The sequence below is a fragment of the Flavobacterium sp. GCM10023249 genome (assembly GCF_042653365.1).
Taxonomy (GTDB): domain Bacteria; phylum Bacteroidota; class Bacteroidia; order Flavobacteriales; family Flavobacteriaceae; genus Flavobacterium.
The window spans coordinates 137,888-158,800 of sequence record NZ_JBHSHZ010000002.1 but is presented as its reverse complement, the minus strand read 5'-3'; the positions used below and the strand labels follow the sequence as shown (position 1 = coordinate 158,800).

17 protein-coding genes are annotated in these 20,913 nt (G+C 35.9%); 11 read left to right on the top strand and 6 right to left on the bottom strand.

The annotated features are described in order from the left end of the window. Nucleotides 1–49: 49 nt before the first annotated feature. From pyrF to ACFO7M_RS00740, 3 genes are read left to right on the top strand one after another with little or no spacing between them, the layout of a single operon-like run. Nucleotides 50–871 carry an orotidine-5'-phosphate decarboxylase gene (gene pyrF, locus ACFO7M_RS00750; RefSeq protein WP_379733507.1) on the top strand — a complete coding sequence of 274 codons (822 nt, stop codon included), beginning with the start codon at nucleotides 50–52 and terminating at the stop codon, nucleotides 869–871. Beyond that, on the top strand, nucleotides 871–1,707 hold the full coding sequence (locus ACFO7M_RS00745) for an ABC transporter substrate-binding protein (protein WP_379715346.1): 837 nt from the start codon (nucleotides 871–873) through the stop codon (nucleotides 1,705–1,707). Before pyrF ends, ACFO7M_RS00745 begins: the two co-directional genes overlap by 1 nt. A gap of 28 nt (nucleotides 1,708–1,735) precedes the next feature. Continuing rightward, a complete protein-coding gene (locus ACFO7M_RS00740) occupies nucleotides 1,736–2,539 on the top strand; it encodes an alpha/beta fold hydrolase (RefSeq protein WP_379718969.1) in 804 nt (267 codons plus the stop codon). A 147-nt stretch (nucleotides 2,540–2,686) separates the two neighbouring features. On the opposite strand, the gene ACFO7M_RS00735 is transcribed toward ACFO7M_RS00740, so the two are convergent. The 3 genes from ACFO7M_RS00735 to ACFO7M_RS00725 all read right to left on the bottom strand — a co-directional run bounded on the left by ACFO7M_RS00735 (nucleotide 2,687) and on the right by ACFO7M_RS00725 (nucleotide 5,679). Continuing rightward, nucleotides 2,687–3,397, bottom strand: coding sequence for a DUF4197 domain-containing protein (locus ACFO7M_RS00735; RefSeq protein WP_379715343.1), 711 nt, complete (start codon nucleotides 3,395–3,397; stop codon nucleotides 2,687–2,689). 4 nt (nucleotides 3,398–3,401) lie between these two features. Beyond that, the gene (locus ACFO7M_RS00730; protein ID WP_379733505.1) at nucleotides 3,402–4,124 is read right to left on the bottom strand and encodes a DUF4197 domain-containing protein; all 723 of its coding nucleotides are present in this window, start codon (nucleotides 4,122–4,124) and stop codon (nucleotides 3,402–3,404) included. 76 nt (nucleotides 4,125–4,200) lie between these two features. Then, nucleotides 4,201–5,679: a hypothetical protein gene (locus tag ACFO7M_RS00725; protein WP_379733504.1), complete on the bottom strand. Its 1,479-nt coding sequence runs from the start codon at nucleotides 5,677–5,679 to the stop codon at nucleotides 4,201–4,203. Nucleotides 5,680–5,862: 183 nt separating this feature from the next. Here ACFO7M_RS00725 and ACFO7M_RS00720 point away from each other — a divergent pair, with 183 nt between their 5' ends. Then, a complete protein-coding gene (locus ACFO7M_RS00720; RefSeq protein WP_379715334.1) occupies nucleotides 5,863–9,288 on the top strand; it encodes a methylmalonyl-CoA mutase family protein in 3,426 nt (1,141 codons plus the stop codon). 12 nt (nucleotides 9,289–9,300) lie between these two features. Beyond that, on the top strand, nucleotides 9,301–10,764 hold the full coding sequence (locus tag ACFO7M_RS00715; protein WP_379733502.1) for a hypothetical protein: 1,464 nt from the start codon (nucleotides 9,301–9,303) through the stop codon (nucleotides 10,762–10,764). Between the two features lie 58 nt (nucleotides 10,765–10,822). Here the strand turns inward: ACFO7M_RS00715 and ACFO7M_RS00710 are convergent, their stop codons facing one another. Then, nucleotides 10,823–12,691: a DUF4139 domain-containing protein gene (locus tag ACFO7M_RS00710; protein WP_379715328.1), complete on the bottom strand. Its 1,869-nt coding sequence runs from the start codon at nucleotides 12,689–12,691 to the stop codon at nucleotides 10,823–10,825. Nucleotides 12,692–12,813: 122 nt separating this feature from the next. On the opposite strand from ACFO7M_RS00710, the gene ACFO7M_RS00705 reads away from it, so the two are divergent. Next, a complete protein-coding gene (locus ACFO7M_RS00705) occupies nucleotides 12,814–13,350 on the top strand; it encodes a hypothetical protein (protein ID WP_379715325.1) in 537 nt (178 codons plus the stop codon). A 165-nt stretch (nucleotides 13,351–13,515) separates the two neighbouring features. After that, complete coding sequence (locus ACFO7M_RS00700) at nucleotides 13,516–14,349, top strand: hypothetical protein (protein WP_379715322.1); 834 nt, start codon at nucleotides 13,516–13,518, stop codon at nucleotides 14,347–14,349. 54 nt (nucleotides 14,350–14,403) lie between these two features. On the opposite strand, the gene ACFO7M_RS00695 is transcribed toward ACFO7M_RS00700, so the two are convergent. Beyond that, a complete protein-coding gene (locus ACFO7M_RS00695; RefSeq protein WP_379715319.1) occupies nucleotides 14,404–15,357 on the bottom strand; it encodes a TerC family protein in 954 nt (317 codons plus the stop codon). 190 nt (nucleotides 15,358–15,547) lie between these two features. On the opposite strand from ACFO7M_RS00695, the gene ACFO7M_RS00690 reads away from it, so the two are divergent. Both ACFO7M_RS00690 and ACFO7M_RS00685 read left to right on the top strand, forming a co-directional pair. Next, nucleotides 15,548–17,737 (top strand): glutamine synthetase III, encoded by a 2,190-nt coding sequence (locus tag ACFO7M_RS00690; protein WP_379715316.1) that lies wholly within the window; start codon nucleotides 15,548–15,550, stop codon nucleotides 17,735–17,737. 5 nt (nucleotides 17,738–17,742) lie between these two features. Further along, nucleotides 17,743–18,687: an OmpA family protein gene (locus ACFO7M_RS00685; RefSeq protein WP_379733500.1), complete on the top strand. Its 945-nt coding sequence runs from the start codon at nucleotides 17,743–17,745 to the stop codon at nucleotides 18,685–18,687. Between the two features lie 35 nt (nucleotides 18,688–18,722). Here the strand turns inward: ACFO7M_RS00685 and ACFO7M_RS00680 are convergent, their stop codons facing one another. Further along, the gene (locus ACFO7M_RS00680) at nucleotides 18,723–18,866 is read right to left on the bottom strand and encodes a hypothetical protein (RefSeq protein ID WP_379733498.1); all 144 of its coding nucleotides are present in this window, start codon (nucleotides 18,864–18,866) and stop codon (nucleotides 18,723–18,725) included. Between the two features lie 236 nt (nucleotides 18,867–19,102). Here ACFO7M_RS00680 and ACFO7M_RS00675 point away from each other — a divergent pair, with 236 nt between their 5' ends. Continuing rightward, nucleotides 19,103–20,281, top strand: coding sequence for an AIR synthase related protein (locus tag ACFO7M_RS00675; protein WP_379733497.1), 1,179 nt, complete (start codon nucleotides 19,103–19,105; stop codon nucleotides 20,279–20,281). A 12-nt stretch (nucleotides 20,282–20,293) separates the two neighbouring features. Continuing rightward, nucleotides 20,294–20,875, top strand: a complete 582-nt coding sequence (locus ACFO7M_RS00670) for a Crp/Fnr family transcriptional regulator (RefSeq protein WP_379733496.1) — start codon at nucleotides 20,294–20,296, stop codon at nucleotides 20,873–20,875. Nucleotides 20,876–20,913: the final 38 nt, after the last annotated feature.

Sequence of the window (20,913 nt, the reverse complement as noted above, 5' to 3'; positions counted from 1 at the left end):
TTTGAGAATTGGTCCACAACTTCGTACTTTTGCGCCACAACTATAACAAATGACGACACAACAACTTTACGAGCAGATTCTATCCAAAAAATCGTTTCTTTGCATTGGCTTAGACGTTGATTTGAATAAAATTCCGCAACATCTTTTAGCTACCGAAGATCCTATTTTTGAATTCAATAAAGCCATTATTGATGCCACACATGATTTATGTGTGTCTTACAAACCGAATATTGCTTTTTATGAGGCATACGGATTGAAGGGCTGGCAATCACTGCAAAAAACAATGCAGTACATCAACGAACAATATCCAGAAGTATTTACTATTGCCGATGCCAAACGTGGTGATATTGGGAATACTTCTTCAATGTACGCAAAAGCTTTTTTTGAGGATCTTCAATTCGATTCAGTGACCGTAGCGCCTTATATGGGTAAAGATTCAGTTGAGCCTTTTTTGGCGTTCGAGCAAAAACATACCATAATGCTGGCATTGACATCAAACGAAGGTGCTTTCGATTTTCAAACACAAAATGTAGGAGGGAAAGAATTGTACAAAGTGGTGCTGGAAACTTCGAAACAATGGAATAATGCTCAGAATCTAATGTATGTTGTGGGAGCTACCAAAGCAGAATATTTTGCAGAAATCAGAAAAATTGTTCCAGATAGCTTTTTGTTAGTTCCCGGTGTGGGTGCGCAAGGAGGAAGTTTATCTGAAGTTTGTAAATATGGAATGAACCGACAAGTTGGCTTATTAATTAATTCGTCCAGAGCCATTATTTATGCTTCAAATGGTGAAGATTTTGCCAAAAAAGCGAGAGAAGAAGCAATACAACTCCAACAGGAAATGGAGCATTTATTAAAAAATAATAAGTAGTGATTACAACAACTTTTACAGATCAAATCGGAAATCAACACACTTTTGAAACAACACCGAAACGCATTGTTTCTTTGGTGCCTTCTCAAACCGAATTATTATACGATTTAGGCTTAGAAGAACAAATTGTTGGAATTACTAAATTCTGCGTTCACCCGTTTCATTTCAAATCAACAAAAACCATTGTTGGCGGTACAAAGAAAGTGAATGTAGATAAAATTATAGCATTACAACCTGATATTATCATCTGTAATAAAGAAGAAAATACCATTGAAATTGTTGAAACGCTCCAAAAAATATGTCCTGTTTGGGTTACGGATATCTATACAATTGAAGATAATAATACCATGATTTCTGATTTTGGGCAGTTGTTCAATAAGCGAACGGAGTCTATGAAATGGATAGATAAAATTAACTATGCCCACAACGATTTTCTGAATTTTATTAAAGGTTTTGAAACTCAAAAAGTAGCGTATTTCATTTGGGCGAATCCGTATATGGTGGCTGGAGGAAATACGTTTATTACAACATTGCTCGAATTGAATAAGTTTGAAAACATTTATGCGAATAATGAAAAATACGAAGGCCGTTATCCGGAAGTTGTAGTTCAGAAAATGCGCATTCAGGGTGATCCGGATATTGTTTTTCTTTCTTCGGAACCTTTCCCATTCAAAGATGAACATGCTTTTGAACTTGGGCGCCATACGCATCATGCTAAAACGGTGTTTGTGGATGGAGAAATGTTTTCTTGGTATGGCAGTCGATTGTTTAAAGCTTTTGATTATTTTAAAAAACTTCGAAGTCGAATTGGAGAAATGCATCTGCATTCTCATTAAAAATTCTACATTTGCTAAAAACGAAACTGTGATCAATTATACCATTTATTTGAAGGAGTCAAGTAGTCAGCCTTGTGAAAGTGAAGGAGCAAAGCAATGGGTAACTTTCGTTCATGGAGCCGGAGGAAGTTCTTCGGTTTGGTTCAAGCAAATTAGAGAATTTCAAAAACACTTTAATGTGTTACTTCTTGACTTGCGAGGACATGGTGATTCTAAAAAAGCATCTTTTGCCAAAAAATACACTTTTAAATCGATTGCTCAGGATGTAATCGAAGTTATTGATTATCTCAAAATTGAATCTTCTCATTTTGTTGGAATTTCACTCGGAACGATAGTGATTCGCCAATTAGCGGAAATGCATCCGGAAAGAGTTAAAAGTATGATTATGGGCGGTGCAATTCTTAAAATGAATTTCCGTTCGCAGGTTTTAATGCGATTGGGAAATACTTTTAAGTATGTTTTACCCTATTTGGTTTTGTATCGTTTTTTTGCTTTTATTATCATGCCAAAAGCCAATCATAAGCAATCGAGATTGTTGTTTATAAATGAAGCCAAAAAGTTATACCAAAAAGAGTTTATCAAATGGTTTAAATTGACTGCTGAGATTAACCCAGTGTTAAGATGGTTTCGTTTGGTCGAGTTAAATATTCCTACACTTTATGTTATGGGAGAAGAAGATTATATGTTTTTGCCTTCCGTTAAAAAAGTAGTGGAAAGTCATTATAGAACGGCAAAATTATTTGTGATTGAAAATTGTGGACATGTGGTAAACGTAGAGCAATCCTCGGTTTTTAATACTCAGGTATTACTCTTCTTAAAGGATTTTAAATAAAAAAGCCGGTACCAAAATACCGACTTTTTTGTAAACTAACCAAACCAAACAAAATTCTATGAATTCTTATGTCAAAGGTCTGTTTTTTTTTTGAATTCTATTGTTAAGATATTGTTATTATCTTCCTGATTATGAAAAAATTAACAGTTACTTTTTGTCTTGTAAAGCAAAAACTTTTTTCAATAAATCGGAAGTTCTTGAGGACAAATTAGTTCGGATATTTTTCTCTTCTACGGCAACCATTTTGAATACACCTTCCATAGCTTTGTTCGTTGTATAATCGGTTAAATCAGGATTCACTTTTTTAACTAATGGAATACTGTTGTATTTGGTAATGATATTGGTCCAAACCTTATCAGCGCCAACTTTTGCAAACGAGTTTTTAATCACTGGATTGAATTTGGTATACAATGCAGTCGATGTTGAATTTTGTAAATAAGTAGTTGCCGAACGTTCGTCTCCTAAAAGTATGTTTTTAGCATCAGTAAAAGTCATGCCTTTGATAGCGTCAACAAAAATGGGAGTCGATTCTTTCACAGCATCTTCTGCAGCACGATTGATTACTTTTAATCCTTCATCAGCTAATTTTGACATTCCAATGTCACGAAGTCCTTTGTCTACTTTTTTCAGTTCTTCCGGGAGTAGAATTTTTACCATTTCATTTTTGTAGAATCCATCAATTGCTGTCAATTTGACTACTTGTTTGTCAATTCCATTGTTTAAAGCTTCTTTCAACCCTGAAGCAATTTCAGCCTGTGATAAAATACCCGATTGAGGCAATTGATTGATGACTTGTTGCATTTCGGCACAGCCTGAAAATAGAGGTAGTGCAGCCAGAAGGATTACTATTTTTTTCATATTCTTATTTTTTATCTTGTAAAGCAAATACTTTTTTTAATAAATCAGATGTTCTTGAGTTTAAATTGGTTCGGATGTTTTTTTCTTCTACCGAAATCATTTTGAAAACACCATCTAATGCCTTATTGGTAACATAATCATTAATGTCAGGATTAACTTTAGTAACCAAAGGTAAATTATTGTATTTCTTTATGATGTTATTCCAAATTACATCAGCACCAACTTTGCCAATAGATTCTTTAACGACAGGATTGAATTTATCGTATAATGGATTGCGAGTAGATGTTTGTAAATAATTTGTAGCCGCATCTTCTTTTCCTAATAAAATACTTTTCGCATCATTAATAGTAATGTTTTTAACTGCATCCACAAAAATTGGAGTTGATTCTTTAACAGCATCTTCGGCAGCTCTATTCAAGGCTTTAATACCATCATCTGCTAATTTTGCCATTCCCATTTTTCGCAAAGTTTTGTCTACTTTTTGAAGCTCCTCAGGTAGTAAAATTTTAACGGCTTGATTTTTGTAAAATCCATCGGTAGCTGTCAATTTGGTTACTTGTTCATTTATTCCTTTGTTTAAAGCTTCTTTTAAACCTCCAGCGATATCAAGACCACCGTCTTTTTGAGTTATGGTTGCAATTTTATCTTCTGCTTTTTTAAGAAGATCTTTCAGTTGCGCATTGCTTACAAATGGAATGAGCACAAAGAGTAGGACTAACTTTTTCATAAATTAAAATTGGTTTACCAAAGATAAGCAAAGTCCGTGCCTTTTTTAAAACCAGAAGAATCGAAGTGTGTTAAAATTAAAATCCGATAATCCCTTTTTTATAGTTCAACTGATCCTGTGTGGGATTTTCTAGGGGCGAAATATACACTTCCTCCAAATATCCGTCAAGTTGTAGTCCCATAGCAAATAGGTACTCTGTAACGGGAATTCTTTGGATTCCTATTACATAATCATCAAAAAACCATTGCAAGTTTTTACCCGAAACTTTATTGGCGGCAGCAATGATATCTTTCAGCTCATAAGGGATGTTGGTTTTTCCAAACTGAGTATACATTTCCGTCATAAAATCATCAAGGCCTTTTTGATTGTTTGTCGCTTTTCTGATTTCAATGTCCAATCCCAAACCTACCAATGCGCCTCCTCCATAAACCAAATAACGGTTTTGGTTTTTATTGGCTCCGGATTCTTTGATACTTACGTTGTTTTGTTGTAAGTCTCTTATAATGTTGTATTTCGTGATTACATTTTCAAAACGTTTGTAAAATGTTGGTTCGTCAATAAGCTGTGTGCGGGCGAGTAAAATATTAGTAAGATAATCGGTAAAACCTTCTTTGAACCATTCATCTTGTTCTTTTGGGATCAAAGTATGACCGTTCCATAAATGAATCGTTTCATGAGACATGATATGTCCCCAGTTGGTTCGGCTGTTTTTGTTGATTTTACCTTTAATGATTTGACTGAAACTATTTCTGAAAGCGCTTCCGTCTGTAATTATGCTACTTTCATTAACAACGATGAGGTATTTCTTTTTTGGTGATCCTCCAAAATATTTTGTGGTAGATTCAATAATCGGTTGCATTAATTGGATAAAATCATTTTCATTGTTTTTTATAGATTCTCCAAGAGCAAACAAAAGTTCAAAATCTCCTATTTTTATTTCTTTTTCGTAATGATTACCAACGAAAATACAATTGTTTAAAAGAAAACGTAAATCGTTATTTACGATAAAGTCATTTGTTTTGGATGTTTCAGTCCAAGGTGTAGAAGCCTTCCAGTTTTTAGGTAAATTAAAATGAACGGAAACATTTTTAACTTCTTCCAATGAAGGAATATCGGGTGCTATAAACAAGGAGTATCCCGTAAAAAATAATCCTTCCGGAGTTTTGTAAGCTACTTCGTCATAACCACCGCAATGATCCCAGTTTTCACTGTCATGATCGGTTATGATATCATATTCAAGTGCATAGTTCCCTGAAGTAGTCGATTGGATTTCCCAAGTTCCTTCACCAAGATAGTTAACATTCTGCTTTTGACCTTTATCGTTTCTGGCTGTCATGTTCTTTACGAATTTAGCTTCCCCTTCAGGATTCTTCTCTGAAGGATGGGTGAACATAAAGAAGCGGTTTTTGGCTTTAGTTAAATCTAAAGCTGTTTTGATGTGAATTACGTTTTTGTCGTTGTTGGTAAAATCCAAATCATAATTGACGGGTTTGTTTTGTGCAAAGGAATTAAAAGTAAATACGATTCCTGCTAGGAGGGAAAATTGGTTTTTCATAAATGATTTATTTTGATTTGATGATGATCTCTTTTGTGAAAATGCAAATGAGATATTCACTCTGACGACAAAATTTGAGATAAGTTACAAAATTGTTCTTTTTTGTTCTTAATAATACAAATAATTAGGCTTTTAGTTTTTTAGAAATACGTAAATTGCACGCACAAATTTATTACCGCAAAAATGGAACAGGTACAACCTTATCAACCAAAAAATAAAGTTAGAATCGTCACTGCAGCTTCGCTATTCGACGGACACGATGCTGCAATTAACATCATGCGCCGTATCATACAAGCAACCGGTGTGGAAGTAATTCACCTTGGTCACGATAGAAGTGTAGAAGAAGTAGTGAATACTGCAATTCAAGAAGATGCCAATGCAATCGCAATGACTTCTTACCAAGGAGGTCATAATGAATATTTCAAATACATGTACGATTTGCTGAAGGAAAAGGGAGCAGGTCATATTAAAATCTTCGGTGGTGGTGGTGGAGTAATTCTTCCTTCCGAGATTTCAGAATTACATGAATACGGTATCGAAAGAATCTATTCACCGGATGATGGTCGTGAATTGGGACTTCAAGGAATGATTAATGACCTGGTGCAGCGTGCCGATTTCCCTGTTGGTGATAAATTAAACGGTGAAGCCAATCATCTGGAAGATAAAAATCCTACTGCGATAGCACGTGTGATTTCTTCCGCTGAAAACTTCCCGGAAGTCGCAAAACCTGCTTTAGAAAAAATATATAAAATCAACCAAGATAGTACAACTCCGGTTTTAGGTATTACGGGTACTGGGGGTGCGGGTAAATCATCTCTAGTGGATGAATTGGTACGTCGTTTTTTAATCGATTTCCCAGAAAAAACAATTGGTTTGATCTCTGTCGATCCTTCAAAACGTAAAACAGGAGGTGCTTTGCTAGGTGACCGTATTCGTATGAATGCGATTAACAATCCAAGAGTATATATGCGTTCGTTGGCTACACGTCAATCGAATTTAGCTTTATCGAAATATGTTCAGGAAGCAATTGAAGTATTGAAAGCAGCCAAATACGATTTGATTGTCTTAGAAACTTCAGGTATCGGACAGTCGGATACCGAAATTTTAGAACATTCAGATGTCTCGTTGTATGTAATGACTCCTGAATTCGGTGCTGCAACTCAATTGGAAAAAATTGATATGTTGGACTTTGCCGATTTAGTGGCATTGAATAAATTTGACAAACGCGGTGCTTTGGATGCTATTCGTGATGTGAAAAAACAATACCAACGCAACCATAATTTATGGGATGTAGATCCAGATAAAATGCCGGTGTTCGGAACGATTGCTTCGCAGTTCAACGATCCGGGAATGAATACGCTTTACAAATCCATTATGGATAAAATTGTAGAGAAAACAGGTATCGATTTGCATTCGAATTTCCAGATTACTCGCGAAATGAGTGAGAAAATTTTTGTAATTCCACCTCACAGAACGCGTTACTTGTCTGAAATAGCCGAAAACAACCGCAAATACGATGAAACAGCGCTTTCTCAAGTAGATGTAGCTCAAAAATTATACGGTATCTTCAAAACCATGGAAACGGTTTCTGGAAGAGTGCCAAAAATTGATAAATCAGGAGTGATCGAAGATTCGTTGAATCATTCTCCTGAAAAGAAAGAATTTTTGTCGTTGCTCTTGAAAGAATTCGATCGTGTAAAGATGAACTTAGATCCTTACAACTGGGAAATCATTTTAACGTGGGACGAAAAAGTAAACAAATACAAAAATCCGGTATACAGTTTTATGGTGCGTGATAAGGAAATCAAAATCCAAACGCATACGGAATCATTATCACATTCTCAAATACCGAAAGTGGCGTTACCGAAATACCAAGCTTGGGGAGATATTTTGAAATGGAACCTGCAAGAAAATGTACCCGGTGAATTCCCATTTACTTCGGGATTGTATCCGTTCAAGCGTGAAGGAGAAGATCCTACACGTATGTTCGCAGGTGAAGGTGGTCCAGAAAGAACCAACCGTCGTTTTCACTATGTTTCACTGGGGATGCCGGCAAAACGTTTGTCAACAGCATTTGACTCGGTAACTTTATACGGTAACGATCCAGATCACAGACCAGATATTTACGGAAAAATTGGAAATGCGGGAGTTTCGATCTGTTGTTTGGATGATGCTAAAAAATTATACTCCGGTTTCGATTTGAGTCATCCGGCTACTTCGGTTTCGATGACAATTAACGGACCTGCTCCAATGTTGCTTGGTTTCTTTATGAATGCCGCTATCGATCAAAACTGCGAAAAATACATCAAAGAAAATGATCTAGAAGCAGAAGTGGAAGCAAAAATTGATGCTATCTATAAAGCCAAAGGAACTGAAAGACCTCGATACAACGGTGAATTGCCACAAGGGAATGACGGTTTAGGGTTAATGCTTTTAGGAGTTACAGGTGATCAAGTTTTACCGGCCGACGTTTATGCTGATATCAAAGTGAAAACTTTGGCACAAGTTCGTGGAACGGTTCAGGCAGATATCTTAAAAGAAGATCAAGCACAAAACACTTGTATTTTCTCTACGGAGTTTGCATTGCGTTTAATGGGTGACGTTCAAGAGTATTTCATCCAGAAAAATGTACGTAACTTCTATTCGGTTTCGATTTCTGGATACCATATTGCCGAAGCGGGAGCCAACCCAATCACGCAGTTGGCATTTACATTGGCTAATGGATTTACGTATGTGGAATACTATTTAAGCCGAGGAATGAGCATCAATGATTTCGGACCTAACTTATCGTTCTTCTTTTCAAATGGTATCGATCCCGAATATGCTGTAATTGGTCGCGTGGCCCGTAAAATTTGGGCGAAAGCCATGAAAAATAAATACGGTGCTAATGAAAGAGCACAGATGTTGAAATACCACATTCAGACCTCAGGACGTTCATTACACGCTCAGGAAATTGATTTCAATGATATCCGTACAACATTACAAGCATTGTACGCGATTTATGATAACTGTAACTCATTGCATACGAATGCGTACGATGAGGCGATTACAACACCAACTGAAGAATCCGTTCGTCGAGCTATGGCCATTCAGTTGATTATCAATAAGGAATTAGGTTTGGCGAAAAATGAAAACCCAATTCAAGGTTCGTTTATTATTGAAGAATTGACAGATTTAGTAGAAGAAGCTGTATTGACCGAATTCGACCGTATCACCGAAAGAGGTGGCGTACTAGGTGCAATGGAAACTATGTACCAACGTTCTAAAATTCAGGAAGAATCCTTGTACTACGAAACATTGAAGCATACTGGTGAATTCCCAATTATTGGAGTAAACACTTTCTTAAGTTCGAAAGGTTCGCCTACAGTAATTCCGGCCGAGGTAATTAGAGCTACCGAAGAAGAGAAACAATTCCAAATTACAACTTTAGAAAACTTACATACGGCTCAAGCGGATAAAGTAAAAGAACAATTGGCAATCATTCAGGAAGCTGCTGTACAAAATCAGAATATTTTCGAAAAACTGATGGATGCGGCTAAGTATTGTTCATTAGGTCAAATCACGGCAGCGTTGTTTGAAGTGGGCGGACAGTACCGAAGAAATATGTGATTTTATTTATGTATGAAAACAATCACTTTTCGATTTGTCTTCTTTTTTGTTCTTTCCTTTTGTAATGCACAGGAGGCTAAATTTAAGAATAAGGATTTTGAAAAATATTTTTTTGATAATGGTCTCGGGTATGTAACATGTTACGATGCCAATGGGAATGCGATTGTTTTAGATTCGGATAAGGATAAAAAAGTACTTCAGAGCGAATTGGATGTTGTCGAAAAAATTAATTTTGATAATTATCCTTTAGCTGACTTTGATGATTTGTCATTTTTTACAAACGTTAAGAGCGTAAAGTTGAAATGGGATTCTTCCGTTGAAAATAATTCGGATCTATACCCTGTTTTTGATTTCAATGGTAATGTGAAACTGGAAGAATTAGTGGTCAATTCAGATCATATAGGAGGTGTTCATGTTGAAAAATGCCCCAATCTGAAGTCGCTGTATATCAATGGACAAAATTCCTCTGCTGATTTTGATTTTTCCGAAAATGAAAAATTACAAATTTTACATATTCAGTTGGAAGCCAATAAGCAAATGAGAAAGGTAAATCTGACTCGTAATGTTAATATTGAGTTGCTGGAGTTAATGGGTTTGAAATTAGAAGCAATTGATTTGTCGCAAAATGTTAATCTTGGAAAATTGTACCTTAATTATAATGATTTGCAGGAGTTGGACTTGTCAAAACAAATCAGGCTTTTTCATTTGGACTGTTCAAATAATAGATTAAAAGTTATTGATTTGTCACAATTGAACGATTTGAGATATCTGGATGCGCATGGAAATAACCTGATGAATATAATCCTGCCAATTAAGAATAGTGTCGAATATTTGCTCATTCATGGCAATTCTGAGTTGAAAACAATGGATTTTACCGGATTTAATCGACTTAAGGGGATTAATTGTGACCATCAAATGGTGAGTTTTGCATCCTCATTTAAAAAGGATCTGAAAATTGTTTCTAAATATGCTGAAGATGTTTTTTTTATAAAAAATGATATACCAAAATTAGATGAAGTTAAAAAAGAAGTTCTGAAAAAGGTTATTTTGGAAGTGTTAACATTAATTAAAAATGAACAATACGGAAAAATAAACAGTTATTATTTAACTCCCGCAGAAACGAAGCAAATCTTTAATAACTATCATCTCAGTCTAAAAGATAAGCTGCCTTTCAATGACTATAAAACAAGTTATGTTGCAGATACTGATAGGTTAAAAAGATATCGTAAAGCTTTTCAAACTTTTTTTTCAGAACCTGTTTGGAATCCTATGGTTATTGATCAGAATTTTAATGATGAATTGAATTGTTTGAGCAACGGATTGTTTATTAATGATCGGTATTTGAAGAAAGATTATCGGATTCTGAATGTCAATATTAAGGTGGCCAATAATGAAAATAAAGTAGAGTTTGACTCGTTGGACTTTATTGAAACGGATAATGGTTGGAAGTTGTTTACTGCTTTTAGTAAATATTGAGAAGTTTAAAATTACGATAGAATTATACTAAAAAAGCCTCACAGATGTGAGGCTTTTTTTATAGATTAACTTTTCTTCCTTTAGGATATTTGATTTGGTAGGACAAACGTTTTTTTGCAATCCCTTTTGAAGGAATGTTGGTTTTCCAGGAAAGTATTCCGGTGTCTTCCTTATAATCAGCATTGTCAACGCTTACTTTTTCTACTTTAATTTCTTTATTCTGACTTACCGGTATACGGTCGAATATTTTTACATCAACGTCTATAGGTTTGTTATTGCGCAATGTAATTTCATAATTACGGTCAACGATTCGGGTAGTTCCTAATAAGGATTTATCTTTCAGATTATTGATTTGTTTTCGTTCTACTACCAAATTGTTGTCTATACCCATAGAAATTACCAATTCTTCCTCCGTTTGGTAAGGATTGATGTAGGTAGTGCCTGCATAACTACCTTCAGTATAAATGCTGGCATCTCCTGGTAGTAAGTCGTATTTGGTCCACTCTTTTATTTTGGCAGTCAGAAATACATTTTCACTTAAAAGCGGTGCCGAATAATATTCGAATTCTGCAGGGATATTAAAATTGTCAATTTCAATAACAGAAGGTGCTTCATCTGAAGGGATAGAATAATTCTTTTTAATTTTGAACAATACCGAATTAATAGCGATTTCTTTCTCGTCTCCTGTAGCGGTAGTGATTTCCTCCGGTTTTTCTTCTTCGTTATCACTAGAATCAGTCTCTGCTTTTTTTCTTTTGATACCCACGGAAGAAATAACCACTTCTTGTAATCGGGCACCGTCATCTTCTAAAATGACATTCATCGTATTGCTATAAATAGGTAAGGCGATTGTTTTCATCCCCATAAAGGAATAGGTAAGTTCTTTTCCTTTTTCGACATTGATTTTGTAGGTACCGTCAAATCCGGTTTGTGTGCCAATTTGTGTTCCGCTGATAATGACATTTGCTCCTGGAATTGGACCGCTATTGTCGGTAACTACGCCTGTAACTGTTTTTACATTGGGATTGTAATTGTATTTCTGGGTTCTAACTGTAGAAGATTGTCTGTTATCATAGTAATTGATGAAATTAAGATAATGGCTGTCAATTGTTGGTTTTTCGTTGTTAACGGTTGGGTTGGCAGTAGATAGCGTTAATTTAACGTCGTTCCAATTTTCGCCCGTGGTTTGATATACTTGTGCTTTATAAGCAAACTGTAAGGCATCTTTTGTGTTTTTAGCCTTGATTTCATAAGATGGATTCCAGCCAGCGTTCGATACGTTGTATTTAATAGTGAGGTTAAGTAAAACTGCTTCAACCGGGTTGTTGAATTTTAAAAGGATTTCTCCTTTTTGTTCTTTTTCTTCGCTGCTTATTTTGTTCATTTCCAAATGCATCGCAGTCAGCTCTTTCTTTATGTCTTCTATTTTTTTAGATATATCGAAAATTTCCATCTTAAGAACCGGAATTCTTTCTCTGTAATGCTTACTATGAATTACTAGTTTGTCAAGAGTTACTGATTGTTGGGAACTGCTTAAGGTTTTGTTTTGTGATAAAATGGTTTCTTCTTCTTGTAAACCTTTTATTTTACTGTCAAGAAAAGCAACTTCTCTTACTTTAGCATCGATTTCACTTTGTAGTTTGGTTATTTTCTCTGAAGTAACTTTTTTAGGGTAAAATAAGGTTTCATATCCAAACGAAAGTATGGAAACGTCTTTCAATCCACCAATCTGAATAGTGTTTTGGTTGATATAGGGGGATAAATCAGTAATGCGAACTTGCGAATTGCCTTTGGGAATAGTAACGGAAGATTCGGCGTAAATTTGTGCGCCTGAAGTGTAAACCGTTACCTCTTTGGTGGTTGCCTTAATCTTGATCTCGTTAGCAAATAAAGAGAGTGAGCAAAATAAAAATAAAAAATGTTTCATAGAGAAGAAATGAACTTTTGTGTTTTGAAAGTCGAAGATAGTATGAATTTCTGAATTGTAATAGATTTATTAAATTTTAAGAAAGGCTTTCAGGAATAAAAGGCTTTTTGTTTTTTTGTGCCATGAAAAAAATCCTAATCGTATTTGTTTTACTGTGTTTTAAATCGTTTGGACAACGTTTTGAAGGGCAGAATTTTTGTGAGGAAGTAAAGAGTAGCTCTTATTTTCCTTTGGATATAGAATCTAAAAAAATATTTTGGTACACTACTTTTTATGTTGAGACGAATAAAGGAAAGGTGGTCAAAGGAGGTAAAGAGTATTTTAGTTTTGAACAGAAATGGAATAACACTAATGTGGATGTACTTCTTTTGCGTGAAGAGAATGGTAAAGTAGTTCAATACGATGAAAAATCAAATACCGATTTTATCCGTTTTGACAATTCGTTCAAAGTTGGGCAGACTTGGAAGGCAGGAGAGGTTGAATATGAAATAATTGCATACGATGGTGAATTAAAAACTCCGTATTGTAATTATAAAGGGTTGATGGTTATGGAAGCAAAATATCCAAAGGTGACATATCGATTTTATTATTTGAAAGGTATGGGGTATGTAGGCGCCACCAGAGATGGGAAGTTGGTTTCTTGTGTTACTCCCGAATAATTTGAATTTCTAATTTTTACTATAAAAGGCCTGCGTGAGTAGGCCTTTTTAGTTAACTATTTTTTATCTTTTTTTTATGATAAACTCAATTGATTGATTTGTAATTTTAATAGTGACTTTCTGAAAACACTTTACCCATGTAATAACAATTAAAAACGAATGGTTATGGTAAGTAGTGTTTTTAAATCAAAATGGAAAGGAATTCTGTTACTTGTATTGGTGTTCCTAGTAGGTATTGGTTGTACAGATGATGCTTCTTCCGATAGCGGTCAAGAAGAATCAGTGTATTATGTGTGCGCAAGTTGTAAATCAGCACCGGAAGCTTTACCTGAACATGATAACTCCTATAAAGGGATCTATTCTGGAGTGGTGAATACAGATATTGTAACATTTAATATTGATAACAACAATGATGAGAGTTTTCGTCTGACAGTGTTACGTGGCGACTTGATTCGAGATTTTGTATTTCTCAATCAATGGTCGAATGGTAATAGATTCTATGCGGTTTTTAATGGTGGATTTGGCTATGGACATCACGATTTTCAACGATTTAATGTGCAATTCAGTGTCGATCTGAATGGTGATAATCCAGAGGTGATTTTTACGGATGAAGAGATGTTTAGAGTGGAATCCGGAAGAACCATTTTTAAAGAGAAATCAACAAGCTTGGTTGAAGTTTTTAATGGGGAGTTAAGTAAAAGAAAAAATTACTTGTCAACTGAAAGTAGAATTGGAGCGGATGATAATGTGACAGTGGTTAAAGTGGGGTCACAACGAATTGTGCTTTCAAGAAACGAAGGGTATTGGTATGGTTTTGTAACAATGTATGCTGGGGTAAACGACGAATTTAGTCTTTTTAATTCCGGAAGTATTGTTAATAATAAATTAGTGGATGTGAATGGAAAAGTCGTTGGTACTCTAATTTATGATTATTTCAGTGGAAAATCTGTCGATGAAAATCAAGAAACAATTAATATAACCGCAAAAAGGGTGATATAGTAACTACGTTAATAAAAAAAGACCATTCATCGAATGGTCTTTTTTTTGTATGTTTTATTCTTCTAAATCTTTTTCACTGCCCATTTTGAGGGAAATTAGAATGCCGGCTAGCAAAGCTATTGCTATAAATCCGAGAGATACCCATTCTGGGAATTTGTAATGATGAACCAATAACATTTTGATTCCTACAAAAGTCAATATCGCGATCAAACTGTATTCTAAATAACTGAATTTTTCTAACATATTGGCTAAGAAAAAATACATAGAACGTAATCCAAGAATGGCAAATATGTTGGAGCTGAATACTAAAAAAGGATCGGATGTAATGGCTAATATTGCCGGAACACTGTCAACGGCAAATAAAACATCCATGATTTCAATTACGATTAAGGCAACAAACAATGGAGTAGCAGCTCTTCCTTTTTTGGTTGGTATGAAAAACTTCTCACCATTCATTTCTGAAGTTAACGGCATAATTTTGCCTAACATTCTGTAAATAAAGGATTCTTTGGGTTCAAAATCGTCTTCTTCGCTATTGAAAAACATCTTGATGGCTGTAAATAAAAGGAATCCACCAAATAGATATGTCGTCCAACTGAATTTGTTGATAATCATTACGCCGAAATAAATCATCAAGCCTCGGAATACTATCGCTCCCAAAATCCCCCAAAATAAAACTCTGTGTTGGTATTTCTGTGGAATCTTAAATGAGGCAAAAATTACTGCAATCACAAATATATTGTCAATACTTAACGAGAGTTCAATCAAATACCCTGTAATGTATTTCATTGTGGCTTCAATCGGCTTTAAATGATTAGGGTTGTCTACAAATCCATTTTGATACAGCCAGAAAATAACTCCCGAAAATGCAAAGGAAAGTGAAACCCAGATGGCAGTCCACATACTGGCTTCTTTTGTGGAAATAATATGCGGGTTCTTATTAAAAACTCCTAAGTCTAAAGCAAGAAAAATAAATACGGCAATTAAAAAACAAATCCAGACAGTCATATCTTATATATTTTGAGGTTTACAAATATAAACTTTGATTTTGGAATATTAAATTTTATGTGGTTTTGTCTCTACGAATTAAATTTTTGACAACTTACCGTTAAATTTTAGGGGGTGTATATTGTATTAATTTAAAAAATGGATATATTTGCTTCAAATTTAAGGGGTATAACTCAAATTATTTAATTTTATGGCAACATTACGATTTCAATCTCTGCAAAAAGCTACAAGTAGAAAACCAGTAGCAGTAGAAGAATTAGACAGAAAGTCGGCAATTTTCGGCACAAACGTTTTTAACGATAAGGCCATGCGACAATTTTTAACTCCAGAAGCTTACAAAGCTGTACAAAGTGCTATCCAGCACGGAACTAAAATTGACCGCAAATTAGCAGACTATATTGCTATGGGAATGAAAGAGTGGGCTTTGTCTAAAGGAGTTACTCACTATACGCACTGGTTCCAACCTTTAACAGGAACTACGGCAGAAAAACACGATGCATTCTTCGAAACGTCTTTCGATGGTAGTGATCCAGTTGAAAAATTCGGTGGGGGACAATTGGTACAGCAAGAACCAGATGCTTCGTCTTTCCCGAATGGAGGTATCCGTAATACTTTCGAAGCACGTGGTTATACAGCTTGGGATCCAACTTCTCCTGCATTTATCTTCGGAACTACTTTATGTATTCCAACGGTTTTCGTTTCTTATACCGGAGAGGCTTTGGATAACAAAACACCTTTATTAAGAGCTTTACACGCTATCGATAATGCAGCGACTGATGTGGCTAAGTATTTCGATAAAAACGTTAAAAAAGTAACACCAACTTTGGGTTGGGAACAAGAATATTTCTTGGTAGATGCTGCTTTGGCTTCTTCAAGACCGGACATTTTAGCTACTGGTAGAACTTTACTAGGACATACTTCAGCGAAAGGACAACAATTGGAAGACCATTACTTTGGTTCAATCCCTACTCGCGTACTACAATACATGCGTGATTTGGAAAACGAATGTATGTTGTTGGGTATTCCAGTGAAAACACGCCATAATGAGGTAGCACCAAATCAATTTGAGTTGGCACCTATTTTTGAAGAAACAAACTTGGCGGTTGACCACAACTCTTTGTTGATGGATGTAATGCAAAAAGTAGCGGAACGTCATGATTTCAAAGTGTTATTCCACGAAAAACCGTTCAAAGGTGTAAACGGTTCGGGTAAACACAACAACTGGTCATTGGCTACAGATACTGGAGTGAACTTATTGTCTCCAAGTAAAACGCCAATGAGTAATTTACAGTTCTTGACTTTCTTTATCAATACGATTAAAGCGGTTCATGATTATGAAGAGTTACTAAGAGCTTCAATTGCTTCTGCAAGTAATGACCACCGTTTGGGGGCTAACGAAGCGCCTCCGGCAATTATCTCGGTATTCATCGGTCAACAATTGACTAAAGTATTGGAGGAATTAGAAGGAGTAACCAACGGTAAATTGTCTCCGGAAGAAAAAACAGATCTTAAATTAAACGTAGTAGGTAAAATTCCAGATGTATTATTGGATAATACCGACAGAAACAGAACGTCTCCATTTGCCTTCACAGGAAACAAATTCGAATTCCGTGCTGTGGGTTCTTCGGCAAACTGTGCTGTGTCTATGACTACCTTGAACTCTATCGTGGCAAAACAGTTGATGGATTTCAAAAAAGAAGTGGATGCGTTAATCGAGAAAAAAGATTTAAAGAAAGATGAAGCGATCTTCAATGTGTTGAGAGAGTACATCAAACAAACAAAAAATATCCTTTTCGAAGGTGATGGTTATAGCGATGCTTGGGAAAAAGAAGCAAAAAAACGTGGTTTAAGTAACCATAAAACAACACCAAAAGCATTAAAAGCTAAAGTTTCTAAAAAAGCAATGGAGTTATTCCACGAATTGGGTGTAATGAACCATGTTGAAGTAGAAGCGCGTTACGAAATCGAATTGGAAGAATACACGAAGAAAATTCAAATCGAAGGTCGTGTTCTTGGTGATATCGCTCGTAACCACGTTATTCCAACTGCAATCCGTTACCAAAATGTATTGATCGAAAACGTAAAAGGTTTAAAAGAAATCTTCGGTAAGGATTTTGAGAAAATCGCAAAAGAACAAATCGGTTTGATCAAAGAAATTTCAGAACATATCGAAGGTATCAATAAAAATGTGGACGATATGATCGAAGAACGCAAAAAGGCAAACAACCTTTCTTCTTCTGAGAAAATGGCAGAAGCATACTGCGATAAAGTAAAACCGTATTTCGATATCATCCGTGAGCACTGTGATAAACTAGAATTGCTAGTGGATGATGAAATCTGGACATTAACAAAATACAGAGAATTATTGTTTACAAAATAATTTTTTTGAATTCAGTTATATTTCAAAGCCGTCAGAATCGCATTCTGACGGTTTTTGTTTATATTCGTTTCATGAAGAAGTGGTTAATTCTAATGGTGTTACATCTGACGACGCTTGGCTCAAACGCTCAAGATCGCTTTTCAGTGTATTTCGATAGTAATAAACATACATTAAATGTAACGCAAACCGAAGCGTTGCTCAATTGGATGAATCAGAATAAGGAAAGTAAAATTCTTTCCATGTATGGCTTTACCGATGAAGATGGCTCAACGCAATATAACGATACGCTAGCTTCAAAAAGAGTGAATGCGGTTTTGAAAGTGATCAACGGTAAAATCAAAATTAGAGAGGATTTTCAAAAAATAAGTTACGGCGAAAACTTTGCCCAATCCACTAAAAAAGAGGAAAATCGAAAGGTTATTATCTATTTTCTTCAAGCCAAAGACTTGCATAAAGAAGAGGAAATTCTCGGTCAAAAAGCAAAAGGATATACCACTAAAACAGTTTCTTTTCCCGAAAAAGTCATCATTACCAACCCGAACGGCAGCCAATCGGAATTCAAACTGGATATCGATTTCATGAAAACGCTCTACCAGGCACCCAAAGGACAAAAACTGAAACTGAATAATCTGAATTTTGTGCTGAATACTTTCGCAGTGACCAACGACTCAAGAGGAAAACTTTACGAAATACTTCTGGTTATGCAACAAAACCCCAACATGAAAATTGATATTCAAGGCCACGTGTGTTGTGTGAAATCAGACAAACAGGACTTATCAACGCAAAGGGCCAAAGCGGTCTATAAGTTTCTGGAAATGAATGAAATCAACAAAGCACGCATGAGCTACCGTGGCTTCGGTAGTACGCAACCTCTGCATGCTCTACCCGAAAAATCGGAAGAAGAACGTGCCGCCAACCGCCGCGTCGAAATCGAAATCATTGAGAATTGATTCGCTCTTTGTACTTAGTAATTAGTGAAGAGTAATTAGTGAAGAGACCTTAGTACATCGTTTTTTTTAACAAAAGTCAATAATGCTGCTTGCATAGCCTCTGTTGGTGCTTGTGGAGCCAATAGTACCGCTTGTATAGTCTCTGTTGCTGCTTGTGGAGTGAATAGTACTGCTTGCATAGCCTCTGTTGCTGCTTGTGGAGCCAATAGTACTGCTTGTACAGCCTCTGTTGCTGCTTGTGGAGTGAATAGTACTGCTTGTATAGCCTCTGTTGTCTGTTGCGAAACCTCTAATTATTAATTACTTTTTGCTAAGTGCTATGGACTAAGTACTAAGTACTAAAAAACTTCCAACTCTTAACTCATAATTCATATCTCATCACTATCTTTGCCCCACAACAACTACAACAACAATAATGAGTTCAGATACTTCTAAAAGGTATGCACTTCGCGGCGTTTCTGCTGCTAAGGAAGATGTGCACAATGCAATCAAAAACATCGATAAAGGGTTATTCCCAAAAGCTTTCTGCAAAATTGTCCCTGATTATTTAACCAATGACGCAGAGTATTGTTTAATCATGCATGCTGACGGTGCAGGAACAAAATCGTCTTTGGCGTATATGTACTGGAAAGAAACGGGTGATATATCCGTTTGGAAAGGAATCGCACAGGATGCCTTGATCATGAATATTGACGACTTATTATGTGTAGGAGCTGTTGATAATATTATGTTATCGTCTACTATCGGAAGGAATAAAAACTTAATTCCGGGTGAAGTGCTTTCTGCCATCATCAATGGAACGGAAGAATTAATCGACGAATTAAAGTCTTTCGGTGTTACTATCAATTCTACAGGTGGCGAAACGGCCGATGTCGGTGACTTGGTTCGTACCATCATCGTCGATTCTACTGTTACAGCAAGAATGAAACGTAAAGATGTAGTGGATAATGCCAACATCCAAGCCGGTGATGTAATTGTGGGATTGGCTTCTTTCGGTCAAGCGAAATATGAGAAATCATACAATGGTGGTATGGGTAGCAACGGATTGACTTCTGCCCGTCATGATGTTTTTGCAAAATACCTGGCTGAAAAGTACCCTGAAAGTTACGATGCTTCAGTACCTAATGAGTTGGTGTATTCCGGAAACGTGAAGCTAACCGATGCTGTGGAGGGATCTCCTATCGATGCCGGTCAATTGGTGTTGTCGCCAACAAGAACGTATGCGCCTATTATCAAAAAGATTTTAGAACAATATACTCCTCAAGATATTCACGGAATGGTACACTGTAGCGGTGGTGCGCAAACTAAAGTATTGCATTTCGTAGACAACGTACATGTTATTAAAGATAATTTATTCCCTGTGCCTCCTTTGTTTAAACTGATCCAGGAACAATCCAAAACCGATTGGAAGGAAATGTACCAGGTGTTCAACTGTGGTCACCGCATGGAAGTGTATGTTCCTGCCGAAATTGCCAATGCTATTATCGCCATTTCCGAATCTTTCGGCGTGGATGCGCAAATAGTCGGTAGAGTAGAGGCATCAACATCTAAAAAACTGACCATTGCTTCAGAATACGGTGTTTTCGAATATTAATACTCCATAGTTTTGATACCTGATCAAGTTGCTCTTTCCTTTAGAAAGCATTTGGAAGTACTCATCTCACTAACCGATGAGGAGTTGGAATATATACTGTCTTTTTTTGAATACAAGGAACTGAAAAAATACCAGTTCCTGGTTCAAAAAGGAGGGAAGTCTGATTTCTCGTTCTGGATTTATGAAGGATTGACGAAATCGTTCTTCACCGATGCTTCGGGAAAAGAACATATCGTTCAGTTTGCCTTGGAAGATTGGTGGATAAGTGATTATGAAGCGTATTTCAATCAACAAAATGCGGCTCTCGATATCGATTGTATGGAAAACACAAAGATGCTTTGCCTGTCCTACAAAAACCGGGAAAAGTTATGCTCCGAAATGCATAAAATGGAACACTTTTTCCGCAAGAAAGCCAATAGTGGTTACATCGCTCTCCAAAAAAGATTGCTCAACAGCTATACCAATAATACTAAGGAACGCTACGAATTGTTATTGAAGCAATATCCAACGCTCTTTCAAAGGGTACCAAAGTCTTTTATCGCTTCTTATCTTGGGGTTACCCGAGAGACTTTAAGTAGATTGCAGAATTCCTAATGTGACATACCTCACAATGAAGAAGTGATCTAACGCAG